This window comes from Streptomyces sp. NBC_00028 (assembly GCF_045041065.1).
Taxonomy (GTDB): domain Bacteria; phylum Actinomycetota; class Actinomycetes; order Streptomycetales; family Streptomycetaceae; genus Streptomyces.
In genome coordinates, this window is sequence record NZ_CP108293.1 from 7,235,273 (window position 1) to 7,250,071 (window position 14,799).

The 14,799-nt window shown below is 71.1% G+C and carries 13 protein-coding genes; 9 read left to right on the forward strand and 4 right to left on the reverse strand.

Features of this window, described 5'->3' with window-relative positions; all coding sequences use genetic code 11:
* The first annotated feature begins 17 nt into the window (after positions 1-17).
* Positions 18-2,204: a protein kinase domain-containing protein gene (locus tag OG885_RS32560; RefSeq protein ID WP_405737822.1), complete on the forward strand. Its 2,187-nt coding sequence runs from the start codon at positions 18-20 to the stop codon at positions 2,202-2,204.
* Here the strand turns inward: OG885_RS32560 and OG885_RS32565 are convergent.
* Both OG885_RS32565 and OG885_RS32570 read right to left on the reverse strand, forming a co-directional pair.
* A complete protein-coding gene (locus OG885_RS32565) occupies positions 2,201-2,482 on the reverse strand; it encodes an Lrp/AsnC family transcriptional regulator (protein ID WP_059197589.1) in 282 nt (93 codons plus the stop codon). The two genes, OG885_RS32560 and OG885_RS32565, sit on opposite strands and share 4 nt — an antisense overlap.
* Positions 2,479-3,219 carry a rhomboid family intramembrane serine protease gene (locus OG885_RS32570; RefSeq protein ID WP_405737823.1) on the reverse strand — a complete coding sequence of 247 codons (741 nt, stop codon included), beginning with the start codon at positions 3,217-3,219 and terminating at the stop codon, positions 2,479-2,481. Before OG885_RS32570 ends, OG885_RS32565 begins: the two co-directional genes overlap by 4 nt.
* Before the next feature lie 172 nt (positions 3,220-3,391).
* On the opposite strand from OG885_RS32570, the gene OG885_RS32575 reads away from it, so the two are divergent.
* From OG885_RS32575 to OG885_RS32595, 5 genes are all read left to right on the forward strand, one after another.
* Positions 3,392-3,631 carry a hypothetical protein gene (locus OG885_RS32575; RefSeq protein ID WP_020137397.1) on the forward strand — a complete coding sequence of 80 codons (240 nt, stop codon included), beginning with the start codon at positions 3,392-3,394 and terminating at the stop codon, positions 3,629-3,631.
* Between the two features lie 37 nt (positions 3,632-3,668).
* A complete protein-coding gene (locus OG885_RS32580; RefSeq protein WP_405737824.1) occupies positions 3,669-5,012 on the forward strand; it encodes an NYN domain-containing protein in 1,344 nt (447 codons plus the stop codon).
* A 210-nt stretch (positions 5,013-5,222) separates the two neighbouring features.
* The gene (locus OG885_RS32585; protein WP_405737825.1) at positions 5,223-6,257 is read left to right on the forward strand and encodes an NlpC/P60 family protein; all 1,035 of its coding nucleotides are present in this window, start codon (positions 5,223-5,225) and stop codon (positions 6,255-6,257) included.
* A 208-nt stretch (positions 6,258-6,465) separates the two neighbouring features.
* Complete coding sequence (locus tag OG885_RS32590) at positions 6,466-7,485, forward strand: NlpC/P60 family protein (protein WP_405737826.1); 1,020 nt, start codon at positions 6,466-6,468, stop codon at positions 7,483-7,485.
* A gap of 46 nt (positions 7,486-7,531) precedes the next feature.
* Entirely contained in the window at positions 7,532-8,722 is a 1,191-nt protein-coding gene (locus OG885_RS32595) for a hypothetical protein (RefSeq protein WP_405737827.1), read from the forward strand.
* Here the strand turns inward: OG885_RS32595 and OG885_RS32600 are convergent.
* Positions 8,679-9,236 (reverse strand): PadR family transcriptional regulator, encoded by a 558-nt coding sequence (locus tag OG885_RS32600; RefSeq protein WP_405737828.1) that lies wholly within the window; start codon positions 9,234-9,236, stop codon positions 8,679-8,681. The two genes, OG885_RS32595 and OG885_RS32600, sit on opposite strands and share 44 nt — an antisense overlap.
* A gap of 91 nt (positions 9,237-9,327) precedes the next feature.
* Between OG885_RS32600 and OG885_RS32605 the strand changes: the two genes are divergently transcribed.
* Positions 9,328-10,638, forward strand: a complete 1,311-nt coding sequence (locus tag OG885_RS32605; protein WP_405737829.1) for an MATE family efflux transporter — start codon at positions 9,328-9,330, stop codon at positions 10,636-10,638.
* On the opposite strand, the gene OG885_RS32610 is transcribed toward OG885_RS32605, so the two are convergent.
* Entirely contained in the window at positions 10,587-11,834 is a 1,248-nt protein-coding gene (locus OG885_RS32610) for a glycosyltransferase 87 family protein (protein WP_405737830.1), read from the reverse strand. The two genes, OG885_RS32605 and OG885_RS32610, sit on opposite strands and share 52 nt — an antisense overlap.
* A 142-nt stretch (positions 11,835-11,976) precedes the next feature.
* Between OG885_RS32610 and OG885_RS32615 the strand changes: the two genes are divergently transcribed.
* Both OG885_RS32615 and OG885_RS32620 read left to right on the forward strand, forming a co-directional pair.
* Positions 11,977-13,119 (forward strand): glycosyltransferase family 4 protein, encoded by a 1,143-nt coding sequence (locus tag OG885_RS32615; RefSeq protein ID WP_405742974.1) that lies wholly within the window; start codon positions 11,977-11,979, stop codon positions 13,117-13,119.
* A gap of 91 nt (positions 13,120-13,210) precedes the next feature.
* On the forward strand, positions 13,211-14,797 hold the full coding sequence (locus OG885_RS32620) for a GMC oxidoreductase (RefSeq protein WP_405742976.1): 1,587 nt from the start codon (positions 13,211-13,213) through the stop codon (positions 14,795-14,797).
* The last annotated feature ends 2 nt before the right edge of the window (positions 14,798-14,799 follow it).

Genomic DNA, 14,799 nt, shown 5'->3' on the forward strand with positions numbered 1-14,799 from the left:
TACGCTCCCCCTCGGGCATGTTCACGACGTCCACGGGGGAGCGGAAAGTGCAGGCGCTGCGCGCGACGGATCCACGCAGGGTCGGCCCGTACGAGGTACGGGGCCGGCTCGGCTCGGGCGGCATGGGCGAGGTGTTTCTCGCCGAGTCACGCACCGGGCTGCGGCTGGCGGTGAAGGTCGTACGGCCGGAGTACGCCCAGGACCGCACCTTCCGTGCCCGGTTCCGGCAGGAGGTACGGGCGGCGCAGACCGTCGGCGGGGCGGGCACCTACACCGCGCGTGTGGTCGACGCCGACCCGGAGGGCGAACACCCGTGGATGGCCACGGAGTTCGTGGACGGGCCGAATCTGCGGGACGCGGTCATGGACGGCGGGGCACTGCCCGAGCGGGCGGTGCGGGTGCTGGGGGCCGCGCTGGGTGAGGCGCTGGGCGCGATCCACGCCCGGGGCATGGTCCACCGGGACCTGAAGCCCTCCAACATCCTGCTGGCGCCGGACGGCCCGCGGGTCATCGACTTCGGGATCGTACGGGCCCTGGAAGCCACGGCGATGACCCGTACGGGCGCGATCGTGGGCTCGGTCGGCTATGTCTCGCCCGAGCAGATCCGCAACGGCGGCAAGGTCGGCCCGTCGAGCGACGTCTTCTCCCTCGGCGCGGTCCTCGCCTACGCGGCGAGCGGGCGCGAACCCTTCGGCGAGGGCCAGGACTCGGTGATCCTGCTGCGCATCCTGACCCGCGACTTCGACCTGACGGGCGTACCGAAGGAACTGCTGCCGCTGGTGGAGGCGTGCCTCAGGGACGAGCCGGGGCAGCGGCCGATGCCTTCGGACGTCGTCGAGGCCATGGGCGGTTCCCCGCGCGGCGGCCTGCGTCCGGGCTGGTACACGGGTGCGGGCCCGGAGGCCGAGGCTTCACGGGGAGGCGAACTCTGGCTTCCCGAGCGGGAGTCGGGGGAGCGGGAGAGCCGGGTCGAGTACATGACGCCGGTGGCCGAGACGCCTCAGGTGGTGCCGCCCGAGGCCGAGGCGGCGGACGTAGGACCGTCGCGGCGCGGGCTGCTGCGCCTCGCCGTGGGCGGGGCCGTGGTCGCCGGGGCCGGGGGAGTGGGCGGCTGGTGGTGGCTCGGGCGGTCGGGGACCGGTAGCGATGCCGGGGGGAAGAGCGGGAGCGCCGATACGCCGGGGTTCGTCGCGCGGAAGGCGACCATGCGCTGGTCGTACAACGTGGGCGGCGCGCCGAGTGTGGCCGGCGGTCCCTGCGGGGCGCTCTCCGCCGACGGTGGGACGCTGTACTTCGCCGGGGCCGACGGGACTCTGCGGGCCCTGGGCAGCGACGGCAAGGAACGCTGGAAGATGTCCGTCCTCAAGGGGGCGACCTTCATCACCAGGCCCGTCGTCACGGCCGACGGGATCTTCGTCGCCGCGGTCGACGAAACCACGGCCGACCCGGGCCGACTCATCGCGGTGAGCGCCGACGGCGAGGAGATGTGGAAGCGGTATCTGCCCAGTCCGTTCTTCCGCCAGCCCGCCGTGCTCGGGGGCGCTGTCGTCGTGGGTTCCGCGAAAAGCACGTTCGACGGTCCGGGTGTCGTGCAGGCGTACGACAGCCGGGGCAAGGTGCTCTGGGACGCCCCGGTGGGCGGGGCACCGAGCGAAGAACTCGTCGTGACCGACGGCGTCCTCTACGTGCCCTGCTACGACAACCACCTCTACGGAATCCACGACGGCGGCGCCACGTCGTTCGACGCCGCGCTGGACGGTGATGTCGGCCGCCCCGCCGTCAGCGGCGACACCGTGGTCGTGAGCACCGGGAACCAGGCGAACGAGCTGTTCGGGCTGAATCTCGCGGGCCGCCAGGAGTGGCGGGGACAGGGCCTCGCGGGTTCCTACGTCCCGGCGAAGACGGCCTCCTTCGCCTTCCTGGGCGTGACCGACGCGAGCGCGGTGCTCAAGGCGATCACGGAGGACGGGGACGAGGTCTGGTCGTACGGCGGGGGCGGGGCCCTCTCGGACCCGGTGCTGGTGGACTCCACGGTCTATGTGCGCACCGACACCGAGGTCCACGCCCTCGACCTGCGGGGCAAGCGGCTCTGGAGGACCGAGGTGGGCGCCGATCCGGGCGTCCTGCTGACCCCCCTTGTCCACGGCCGCCGCGTCTACGCCGGCACGAACAAGGGCATCGCCGCCCTGGACGTCAGCGGCTAGTTGTCGAGGCCGATCGCGAACGCCGCTTCCAGGTCGTGCTGGGAGTACGTGCGGAAGGCGACGTGGGTGTCCGTGGCCTCCACGCCCGGGATCTTGCTGATGCTGCCGGGGATGACCTCGGCGAGGTCCTCGTGCTGCCGGACGCGGACCATGGCGATCAGGTCGTAGGTGCCGGTGACGGAGAAGACCTCGCTCACCGAGTCCAGGGCCGCGATCGACTCGGCGATCTCGGGGATCCGGTCCACGCTGGTCTTGATCAGGACGATCGCGGTGATCACGGCTGGTTCTCTCCCTCGGGGGCCGGAGCTGGGGCGGGCTTCACTCTAGTCGCAGGGGGGAATCGCACCCACGCGAAGGCGAAGCCCAGGCCGAAGCCCACCAGGTGGGCCAGATACGCCACCCCGGGCCCGTTCGGCGCCCGGCCCGCCGCCAGCCACTGCAGGGCCGCCCAGAAGGGCAGCACCACCCATGCCGGGAACCGCAGGGGCAGGAAGAAGAGGAACGGCAGCAGGCTTGTCACCCGGGCGCCGGGGAACAGGTAGAGAAACGCTCCGAGCACGGCTGAGATCGCCCCGGAGGCCCCGACCAGCGACTGGTCGGAGTCGGAGTTGGCAGCGGCGTAGCCCAGCAGCGCCAGGTAGCCGCAGCCGAGGTAGAAGAGCGTGAACTGGACGCGGCCCATCCGTTCCTCGGTCATCACTCCGAAGACATAGAGGAAGAGCATGTTGCCGAGGAGGTGGACCCAGCTGCCGTGCACGAAGAGGGCCGTCGCCGGGGTGAGTGCCGCCCGGGCCGAGCCTTCGAACAGTTCTGCGGGGACCACGCCCCAGTGGTGGAAGTAGGCCCGCTGGGCGACGAGCAGTTCGTCCCCGGTGCCGTAGGCCGGATTGAGGCCCCCCGCGGGGCCGATGACGAAGAGCAGACAGCACAGGGCGATCAGGCCGTAGGTGACCGGTGCCGTACCCCACAACGACCTGCTCGCGCCACCGACTGTCACCCTCCAGTTGCTGATCATGAACACAGAGCATGACGTAACGGGACGCAACCGAACAGAGTGCCTCGCCGCCCGAGCGGGCACTGAGACGGCCGAGCGACGAGTACCCGCCAGGCCGTAGGGTTACGAGCCACACACCGGGTCCGGTGTGTCGCGGACAATGGAAGACCTAGAAGGAAAGAGCTCAGGCACGATGACGGTTCCCCTGCCGACCGCCTCGACGCGGTGGCGCTGCACCCTCTGCGGCAACCTCACCCGGTTCGACGTGACCCGCTCGTCGAAGGTCGTCGAGTACGTCCACCTCGACCTGGCCGGTGAGCCGAAGGTGGAGGAGCGCGAGGTGGTCAGTGAGACCATCGAGTCGGTGCGCTGCCGCTGGTGCAACGCCGTGGATCAGGTGGAACTCGTGGACAGGCCGGGCGCCGACTCCTGAGGGAGTGGCCCCCGCACACAGGTTGGGGTGTTGACGGATGGTGGAGACACGAGGCGGGGAGCCGGGCGACGGCGCCGCTGAGGTGCTCGACCGTCCGCTGCCCGACGGCGTGCGCCGTCGCGTCGTACAGATCGTCTCCGACGGCTTCGGTGGCCTGACCGTCGGTGAACTGCCCGCGCAGCTCAGACAGTACGCCCGGTTCGCGCCGAACCGGCGGGCCAAGTTCGCCGGCAACGCGATGGCCGCGGCGCTGGAGACCGATCCCCTGTTCCGGCAGCGCATCGGCGAGAAGTTCAGAGAGGCCCAGCCGGAGCTCGCCGGCGCCCTCGACTCCGGCTCGCCGCCCCCGGCCGCGGATCCGCTCGACGTGGCGGCCGCGGCCTATGTTCTGCGTCCCACGGGCTGGGTGAAGCTCGTGACCGCGGCCGGCGAGGAGGCCCAGCGGGCCGACGCCGAGCGCGCCGACGAGGAGAGCCGCGTCGAGCTGGAGCGGCTGCGCGAGGAGCTGGCGGCCGCCCGGGACCACACGCGCGCCGAGACCGAGCGGCTGCGCATCGAGCTGGACGCGGCCAAGAAGGAAGCCGAATCGCTTCACCGCAAGCTGCGGGCCGCCCTCAGTGACGTCAAGCGCGGTGAGGCGGCGCTGCGCAAGCTCCAGGCCGAGATGGACGCCGTGCGCGCCGAGGGGCAGACGCAGGTGTCCACCGCCGAGGTCGAGGCGCGGCGGCTCAAGGCCCGGCTGGGGGAGGCCGAGGCCGCGCTGGAGGCCACGCGCAAGGCGGCCCGGGAGGGGCGCAGTGTCGAGGACATGCGCGTCCGGCTGCTCCTCGACACCGTGCTGGACGCGGCCCAAGGGCTGCGCAGGGAGCTGGCGTTGCCGCCCGTCTCCGTACGGCCCGCGGAGACCGTCGACGCGGTCGAACCGGGTCGAATGACCCCGAAGGACATCGCCGCGCGGGCGCTGTCCGAGAACGATCCGGCCATTCTGGACCAGCTGCTCGCCCTGCCCCAGGCCCACTTGGTGGTCGACGGCTACAACGTCACCAAGACCGGCTATCCCCAGATGCCCCTGGAGAAGCAGCGCCTGCGGCTGCTCGGTCAGCTCTCGCAGCTCGCGGCCCAGACGGGCGCCGAGGTGACCTGTGTCTTCGACGGCGCCGAACTGGCCGCGCCGGTGCTGCTCGCGCCGCCGCGCGGTGTGCGGGTGCTGTTCTCCAAGGCGGGCGTCACGGCCGACGAACTGATCCGCCAGCTGGTGCGCGCCGAGCCGCCCGGTCGGCCGGTCATCGTCGCCTCCACCGACCGTGAGGTGGCCGACGGGGTGGCCAAGGCGGGGGCCCGGCCTGTCGCATCGGCGATGCTTTTGAAGCGCCTGTCCTAAACATCGAACTTGTGGGCTCATTGCCCGAATTGGCTGGATCGTCACACAACGTAGTGTCAATCGAGCATTACCGCACGTGAGTTGTGTGTAAAGAATGCAGTCCGTGACCGATTTTTTCGCGTGAGGATTTGAACTGATCACAAGAAGGTCACTAGGGTCTGGGCTCGAACCTCCGAACGGGTGATCACTCACAAGAAGGAGCTCACCTCCGTGGCGTCCCACCGTCGACCCAAGCAGCCGAGCCGCACACGCGTGACCGTGCTGACCACCGCTGCTGCCGCCGCCGTCGCGCTGAGCGCCAACGCCGCCAACGCGGCACCGAGCGAGAAGCCCAGCAAGGACGAGGTCAAGTCCAAGGTCGACAAGCTCTACGAGGAGGCCGAGCAGGCCACCGAGAAGCTCAACGGCGCCAAGGAGAAGCAGGAGAAGCTCCAGAAGGAGATCTCCGCCATCCAGGACACCGTGGCCCGCGGCCAGGAGGACCTCAACGGCCTGCGTGACTCCATGGGTCTCGCGGCCGCCGCCCAGTACCGCACGGGCTCCATAGACGCCTCCCTGCAGCTCTTCCTGTCGTCCAACCCGGACGACTACCTGGACAAGGCCTCCACGGCCGACCAGTTGAGCGCCCAGCAGGTCGAGGCGCTGAAGAAGATCCAGGAGAAGCAGCGCGAGCTCGCGCAGGAGCGCTCCGAGGCCGCCGAGAAGCTCAAGGACCTCTCCTCCACCCGGACCGAACTGGCCAAGAAGAAGAAGGAAGTCCAGGCCAAGCTCGCCGAGGCGCAGAAGCTGCTCAACACGCTGACGGCCGCCGAGAAGGCCGCCCTCGCCGCCGAGGACGAGCGCGCCAGCCGCTCCGCCAGCGAGCGCGTGGACCTCGGCGACGCCCCCGCCGCCTCCAACTTCGCCGCCGCCGCCTTCTCGGCCGCCCAGAGCCAGCTCGGCAAGCCGTACGTCTACGGCGCCACGGGCACCGCCTCCTACGACTGCTCGGGCCTGACCTCCTGGGCCTACGCCCAGGCCGGCGTCTCCATCCCCCGCACCTCGCAGGCGCAGGCGAACGCCGGTACGCGCATCTACTCGCAGAGCCAGCTCAAGGTCGGCGACCTCGTCATCTTCTACGGCGACCTGCACCACGTCGGCATCTACGCCGGCAACGGCCAGGTGATCCACGCCCCGCGCACCGGCACGGTCGTGCGCTACGAGTCGATCGGCAACATGCCGTTCCAGTTCGGCGTCCGGATCTGAGCACCCCGGAACACGCTCAAGATCACGACACCGTGCCGCCCGTTCGGGCGAATCCTGGCGACGTGAACTGACCCCACGCCCCGCCACTGACCTGCGTCGGTGGCGGGGCGTCACGTTGTGTGGCCGTGGAGGTCTTTGGAAGCGCCCTTGTCGCGGGGCTACTGTCGGCCGCGTTTCCTGTCCGCCAGCGGAAGGGGTGCGGCTTCTCGTGGGGTCCCATCGCCGCCTTGCATCGACTTCGTCCGGGTTCGACCGGGGCGCCAGTGCCGCGCTCTGCGTCCTGACGGCCACCGCCGCGGCCCTCGGCGCCGTACCGGCCACGGCCGCCCCGCACGACGACACCCGTGCCGAGGTGGACCGCCTCTACGAGGAGGCCGAGAAGGCGACCGAGGCCTTCAACAAGGCCGACGAACGCGCCGACGCGCTGAAGAAGCAGGTCGGCACCGCGCAGGACCGGATCGCCCGCCAGCAGGACCGCATCAACTCCATGCGGGAGAAGCTCGGTTCGCTGGCCGGTGCCCAGTACCGCTCCGGCGGCCTCGACCCGTCCCTCGCCCTGCTGTTCTCCGACGACCCGGACGACTACCTCGACAAGGCCGCCGCCCTGGACCGGATCACCGCCCATCAGGCCGGTGAGCTCAAGGACCTCCAGGAGGCGATGCGCGAGCTCACCCAGGAGCGCGCGGAGGCGGCCGGTCAGCTGGCCGAGCTGGAGAAGAGCCGCAAGGCGGTCGCGAGCCACAAGCAGACCGTGGAGAGGAAGCTCGCCCAGGCCCGCCGGCTGCTCAACTCCCTGCCGTCCGAGGAGCGCGCCGCCTACGACCGGGCCTCCCGCTCCGGCCGCGAGGACATGCCCGACCTCAGCGGCGCCCTGCCGCCCAACGCCCGGGCCGCCGCCGCGGTCGCCGCCGCCCGCGCCGCGATCGGCAAGCCGTACGTCTGGGGCGCGACCGGTCCCTCCGGCTTCGACTGCTCGGGCCTGATGGTGTGGTCGTACCGGCATGCCGGGGTCTCCCTGCCGCGCACCTCGCAGGGCCAGCGCTACGCCGGGCAGCAGGTCCCGCTCTCCCAGGCGCAACCCGGCGACCTGGTCACCTACCGGTCCGACGCCAGCCATGTCGGCATGTACGTCGGCAACGGCCAGGTGATCCACGCGCCCTACCCCGGCGCCCCTGTCCGCTACGACCCGGTGGGCATGATGCCGGGCGCCACCGTCACCAGGGTCTGACCCAGGCCCTCTGACCCTGGCGGCCGTCCCGCCGTACGATCGTGAAATGGCTGGTCGAAGGCGGGCGTCGAGACACGGGATCCTCGCGCTGTGTCTGCTGCTGGTCTCCCTGGTGGCCTGCGGCGGCGCGTCCGGTACCGGCACCGCCAAGGCCGATGTGCAGGCGCTGCTCGACCGGCGGTCGGTCGCCGTCCTCGACCGGGACCGGGCCGCGTTCATGCAGACGGGCGCGCTGGACTGGTTCGAGAACGCGCGGGGCGTGCCGTTCGCGTCCTGGGCGTACCGCTTGACGGGGCTCCACCGGGACGGTGCCGAGGCCACCGCCGACGTCGAGCTCAAGTACCGCATACAGGGCTACGACAACGCCCCGGTCACCGTCGGCCGCACGCTCACCCTGAGCCTGGACGCCGGCGGCGAGTGGTACGTCGACCAGGAGAAGCCCGCGAAGAAGTCCGCCCAGCAGCTGTGGGACCAGGGCGAGGTCGCCGTCGTCCGCGGCAGCAGCAGCCTGGTCCTCGGGGTCGGGCGGTCGAGCGCGGCGCTGCGGACCTACGTGGATCTGGCGGACCGTGCCGTGCCGGCGGTGTCAGCCGAGTGGGGCACCAGGTGGGCGCGGCATGTCGTCGTGCTCGTACCGAAGTCCCTGGACGGGATGGCCGGGCTGCTCGGTTCGCCCGCCTCCTCGTACCGCGGGATCGCCGCCGTCACCACCGGTGAGACCGGCGCCCCGGCGAGCGCGCCGGCGGACCGGATCATCGTCAACCCCGACGCGTACGGCGTTCTCGGCAGCGTCGGCAAACAGGTCGTGCTCACCCATGAGACCACCCATGTGGCCACCCGCGACCACACCAGTGCCGCCACCCCCCTGTGGCTGTCCGAGGGGTACGCCGACTGGATCGGCTATCTCGACTCCGGGCGCTCGCCCGTCCAGGCCGCGCCGGAGCTGTGGCGGGCCGTGACCGAGGGGCGGACGCCGACGACCCTGCCGAAGGACGCCGACTTCGGGTTCAGCGGCGACGCGACGAAGCTCGCACAGGCGTACGAGGGCGGCTGGCTGGCCTGCCGGATGATCGCGCAACGGTGGGGGACCGACCAACTCCGCGCCTTCTACCAGGCCGTCGGTGGCCACAAGCAGCGCGCCGGGGCGGTCGAGGACGCGCTGAAGAGCGTGCTCGACACGAACCTGGACGACTTCACGGCCCAGTGGCGGGACTATCTGCGGGCTCAGCTCGACTGAGCCGCTCGACGGCCTCCTCCAGCCAGGTGCGCTCCGCCTCCCCGGTCGCCCGCGCGACCCGCAGCATGCCCTCCCGGAACAGGTCCGCCGCCTCCTCCGCGCGGACGGGTCTGCCCTCCTCGTAGAAGAAGCTGGTCGGCGCGTCGAGGAACTCCAGGCGGCGACGGAGCACCGCGGCCTGTTCCTGGCGGTCCGGGAGGTGGCGCAGGAAGGTCAGGACCGTGTTGAAGCGGACCTGGTCGGAGATCTCGACCGGCTTGGGCCGGCGCAGGCGCTCCAGGAGGTCCGCGCGGCCCGCGTCGGTGAGGGAGAGCGTCCGCCGCGGGGCCGCGCTCGCACCCGGCTCGGTGTGCTCGTCGAGCTTGCCCGCCTTGATCAGCCGGGCGATCGCCGGGTAGAGGGCGCCGTCGCTGACCGGGCGGACATGCCCGCTGAGCGCCTTGATGCGCTCCTTCAACTCATAGCCGTGCAGGGGTTCTTCGGCCAGGAAGCCCAGGATCGACAGCTCCAGCACGCCGATTCCTCCTTGTGGTGGTCGTGGCGCCATGGTACCTCTTATCGAGCTACCTCGTTTCGAGGTAGCTCGATTCGAGGGGGTCTTTCTCGTGGACAGTCATCGCCGCCGGCTCGTCGCGCTCGCCCACCCCGTTTACTTCTCGCTGCTCGCGTCCGTCGCCGCCGGGATCATCAACACCCTCTGGGTCTCCCGGCTCGGCGGAGCGGCGGTGGCGGCCGTCGCCGTGGCCACCAACGCCGAGAACGTGCTGCTGGGCGTCGCCCTGGTCTTCGGCTCGGGCACGACCGTGCTGGTCGCGCACGCCCGGGGCGCGCGGGACCCGGGGGCGGTGCGGGCCGCCGTGCGCGGGGGCTGGGCGGTGTTCGGGCTGGTGACACCGGTGGTCGTGGTGGGCGGGTATCTGCTGCGGGAGCCGCTCGCGCGGCTGGTCCTCGGCGAGGGCGCGCCCCTGCCGCTCGCCGTCGGGTACTTCGCGATATCGATGCCGGGGATCGCCGTGTTCTTCGCCCAGCAACTGGTCGACGGGATCCTGAAGGGCACGGGGGACACCCGGACACCCCTGCGGCTCGCGCTGCTCGCCAACGGGCTGATCCTCGTCTGCGACCCGCTCCTCATCCACCTCTACGGCGTCCGGGGCGCCGCCGCCTCGACGGTCCTGTGCCGGTGCGTGGCCCTGGGGGCGGGACTCCTCGCCCTGCGCCGGAACGCGCTGCTGCGGGCGGCCACCGGGCCCGGGGTCGCCTTCGGGCGGGTGCTGCGCACCGGGCTGCCCATGGCGGCCGACTTCACCGTGCGGCAGGGCGGGGCGCTCGTACTGGTCGCGATCGTGGCCCGGCTCGGGGTGACGGCGGTGGCGGCGTACGCCATCGCGTACAAGGTCCTGTACGTGGCCACCATGGGCTTCTACGCCGTACGGCAGGCCGCCTCCATCCACACCGCGCATCTGCTGGGCGCCGGGCGCGACGAGAGAGCGGCGATCGGGCGGGAGGCGGTGCTGGTGTCCGGAGTCTTCGGGGCGACGGCCGCTCTGCTGTTCGCCGTCACCGCGCCCTGGATCATGGCCGCCTTCGGCGCCGGGGCGGGGGTCGCCGGCGAGGGGGTGCTGTTCCTGCGCTGCGTCGGGCCCTATCTGCTGCTGATGGCCTGCTTCATCGCGCTGGGCGGGGTCTTCGAGGGAAGCGGGGGCGCGCCCGTGCTGCTGAGGGTGACGCTGCTCGGTACGGCGGTCCAACTGCCGTTGGCGTACGGCCTGTCCGGGCTCGGGCTGCCGGGGGTGTGCCTGGCGATGGCGCTCGCCATGGCGGCGCAGTGCGCGGTGGTGGGCCTGGTTCTCGGGCGGTCCCGGCGTCAGGAGGTGACCGGGGTCTCCGACGGCTCCTCGGTGGCCTGTGCCACCTGAGCCGGCTCGGGGTCCTCGGCGGGGGCGGTGACCGTGGCCCGCCACAGCTTCACGGCGGCCAGGACGGTCGCCAGGACGAGCAGGCCGTTGCGGAGGAAGAGCAGGGTGACGCCCAGGCCGTCACTGGCGACGACGTTCGCGAAGTAGAGCGGGAACTCGAGCACCGTCACGAAGGAGGCCACCAGGACCAGCAGCGCGGGAAGCGTCATCCGGCTCGCCCGGAAGCACAGGCAGACCGCCGCGAGGCCGATCAGCCACACCATGTACTGCGGGCTGATCACCCGGCTCGTGGTCGTGAACAGCAGCACCGCCACGAACGCCGCGTCCGCCGTGGTGTGCGCCTCGAACCGGGTCGCCACCAGCCGCCACAGCAGCAGCCAGCCGAAGGCGACGCCGGTCAGGGCGAGCGCGGCCGTGCTGACGACGTTCACCCAGGGGCCGAGGAATTCCACCGAGCCGTAGTTCAGCAGCACCTGGCCGTCCCAGCCGTACTGCCGGGCCACATGGAAGACCAGCGAGCCCAGCGACTCCACCTCGGTGCCCCGGTCGGCCTGGAAGGTCAGGAACGCGAAGGCGCCGGGCATGGTCACCGCGAACAGCGCCGCGAGGCCGGCCGCGGTGACCGCCGCCGACATCCACACACCGCGCCTGCGGGCGGCCACCAGCAGCAGCACCGGCCACACCTTGAGCATCGCCCCGAAACCGACCAGGGCGCCCATCACCCGGGGATGCCGGGCGCCCGCGAGCAGCGCGGCCACGGCCACGGCAGTGACCATCACGTCGTAGCGGGCGTACACGGTCGGCCCGAGCAGCGGGACGCCCACCACCCACACCCAGACCCCGCGCAGGCTCCGCCCGGGGCGCAGACCCGCGTACAGCAGCAGGGAGAAGACGACCAGGTCGGCCAGGAAGGCGAGGACGAAGAAGGCCGTCGCGTACTGGAGGAACGGCAGCAGCGCGGGGGAGAGGATCGCCAGCGCGGCGGCCGGCGGGTACTGCCAGGTGACGTCGTCCTGCGGGAACGTGCCGGTGCGCAGCACGTCGTTCCAGCCCTGGTAGATCACCGACACATCGCTGGTGACGTCCGGGCCGGGGAACACGTACACCTTCAGGACGAACAGGAGCAGCAGCAGCCTCGTCAGGCCCCAGGTCGCCAGCAGTCCCGCCGGAGACCGCCTCGCACCCGCAATGTCCACCGGAGCCCCTGTTCGCGCGTTGCTGTCGTTGCCGTCTTTGAGATGGCCATGATGTCCCGGCCTGCTGTGAGGTTGCCATAAACGTGGCCGTGACCGGCTGTGAGGGGGGTGTTGGGTAGGGTCGGCGGCGATGCACACGACGATGTCCAAGACCCTGATCGTCACGAACGACTTCCCGCCCAGGCCGGGCGGTATCCAGGCGTTCCTGCACAACATGGCGCTGCGCCTCGATCCCGAGCGGCTCGTGGTCTACGCCTCGACCTGGAAACGCGGCCGGGAGGGCGTAGCGGCCACGGCTGCCTTCGACGCCGAACAGCCCTTCACCGTCGTACGCGACCGTACGACGATGCTCCTGCCGACCCCCGCGGCCACGCGTACGGCGGTCGGACTCCTGCGGGAACACGGCTGTACGTCGGTGTGGTTCGGGGCGGCGGCACCCCTCGGGCTGATGGCGCCCGCGCTGCGCAGGGCGGGGGCCGAGCGGCTGGTGGCCACGACCCACGGGCACGAGGCGGGGTGGGCGCAGCTGCCCGCCGCGAGGCGGTTGCTGCGCCGGATCGGGGAGGGCACGGACACGATCACCTACCTCGGGGAGTACACGCGGTCGCGGATCGCCGGCGCGCTGACGTCGGAGGCCGGATCGCGGATGGTGCAGCTGCCGCCGGGCGTGGACGAGAAGACCTTCCACCCGGGGTCGGGCGGTGACGTGGTGCGGGCGCGACTCGGGCTCGCCGACCGGCCGGTGGTGGTGTGCGTCTCGCGGCTGGTGCCGCGCAAGGGGCAGGACACGCTGATCCTGGCCATGCCGCGGATCCTTCTGAAAGAGCCCGAGGCCGTGCTGCTCATCGTGGGGGGCGGGCCGTACGAGAAGGAGCTGCGCCGGCTGGCGCACGAGACCGGTGTCACCGACTCCGTGCGCTTCACCGGGTCGGTGCCCTGGTCCGAGCTGCCCGCGCATTACGGGGCCGGGGACGTGTTCGCGATGCCGTGCCGCACGCGGCGGGGCGGCCTCGATGTCGAGGGGCTCGGGATCGTGTACCTGGAGGCCTCCGCGACCGGGCTGCCGGTCGTCGCCGGGGACTCCGGGGGAGCGCCGGACGCCGTGCTCGACGGGGAGACCGGGTGGGTCGTGCGGGGCGGCTCGGTGGAGGACTCCGCCGAGCGGATCCTGGCGCTCCTGGGCGATGCCGAGCTGCGCCGGCGGATGGGGGAGCGGGGGCGGGCCTGGGTGGAGGAGAAGTGGCGATGGGACCTGCTGGCAGAAAAGTTGAAGACGTTGCTCTAGCCGTCTAGGCGGAACCGAATAATCCGCACATGCTGCGCGCATGACAGCAAAACTGATGCAGCGTCAGCTGACGAGACGTCAAATCCTGGGCATGGTGGCCCTCCAGACCGCCGCCGCCTCCGGTCTCACCCGCATCGGTCTCGAGTCGGCGTCGGCCGTGGAACCGGCAGCCGTCGACAACGCCCCGGCCATCGTGGTCGGTACGGGCTACGGCGCCGCCGTGGCCGCCCTCCGCCTCGGTCAGGCCGGCATCCGCACGCTCATGATCGAGATGGGCCGGCTCTGGAACACCGCCGGCTCCGACGGCAAGGTCTTCTGTTCCACCGCCAACCCGGACCAGCGCTCCATGTGGTTCCGCACCCGCACCGAGGCCCCGCTGGCCACCTTCCTGTGGCTGGACGTCGTCAACAAGGACATCAGCGCCTACCCCGGCGTCCTGGACCGGGTGCGCTTCGCCAACATGTCCGTGTTCGTGGGACGCGGTGTCGGCGGCGGCTCCCTGGTCAACGGCTGTATGGCGGTGACCCCGCTGAAGTCGTACTTCGCCGAGCAGTTCCCGACCGTCGACGCCGACGAGATGTACGGCACGTACTTCCCGCGGGCCAATTCCATGCTCGGCGTCAACACCGTCGACCCCACCTGGTTCGAGTCGACGGAGTGGTACCGCTTCTCGCGGATCTCCCGCAAGCACGCCCAGAACACCGGCCTGAAGACCACCTTCGTGCCCAGCACCTACGACTTCGCCTACATGCAGAAGGAGGCAGCCGGTACGGCGACCAGGTCGGCCCTCGCCCAGGAGGTCATCTACGGCAACAACTACGGCAAGAAGAGCCTGGACAAGACCTATCTCGCCGCCGCGCTCGGCACCGGGAACGTCACCATCACCACCATGGAGCGGGTACGGGCCATCAGCCGGGCGAGCGACGGTTCGTACGTCCTGACCGCCGACCGCATCAACGACGCCGGCACGGTCGTCGAGACCAAGCAGTACCGCTGCACCTACCTGTTCCTCGGCGGCGGCAGCCTCGGCACCACCGAACTCCTCGTCCGCGCCCGGGACACCGGCACCCTGCCCGCCCTGGACGCGAGCGTCGGCGCCGGCTGGGGACCCAACGGCAACACCATGCTCGGCCGGGCCAACCACCTGTGGGACACGGTCGGGGCCAACCAGTCGACCATGCCGGTCATGGGCATCGACGACTGGGCCAACACCGCCAACCCGGTCTTCGCCGAGATCGCTCCTTTACCCACGGGCCTGGAGCACTGGGTGAGCCTCTATCTGGCGATCACCAAGAACCCGTCACGGGCCGCGTTCACGTATGACAGCGCCACCGACGGCGTGAAGCTGGGCTGGACGGCCGCCCAGAGCGCGGTGTCCTCGGGCATGGCCAAGAAGCTCTTCGACCGCATCAACTCGGCCAACGCCACCATCTACCGCTACGACCTGTTCGGCTCGTCCAACAAGGTCTTCGCCGACGACTTCACCTACCACCCGCTGGGCGGCTGCGTGCTGGGCAAGGCGACCGACAACTACGGGAGGGTGAAGGGGTATTCGAAGCTGTACGTCACCGACGGCTCGCTCGTGCCCGGCTCGATCGGCGTCAACCCGTTCGTGACGATCACCGCGCTGGCGGAACGGACGATGGCGCGGGTCCTCGTGGAGGACACCGCGCCATGACG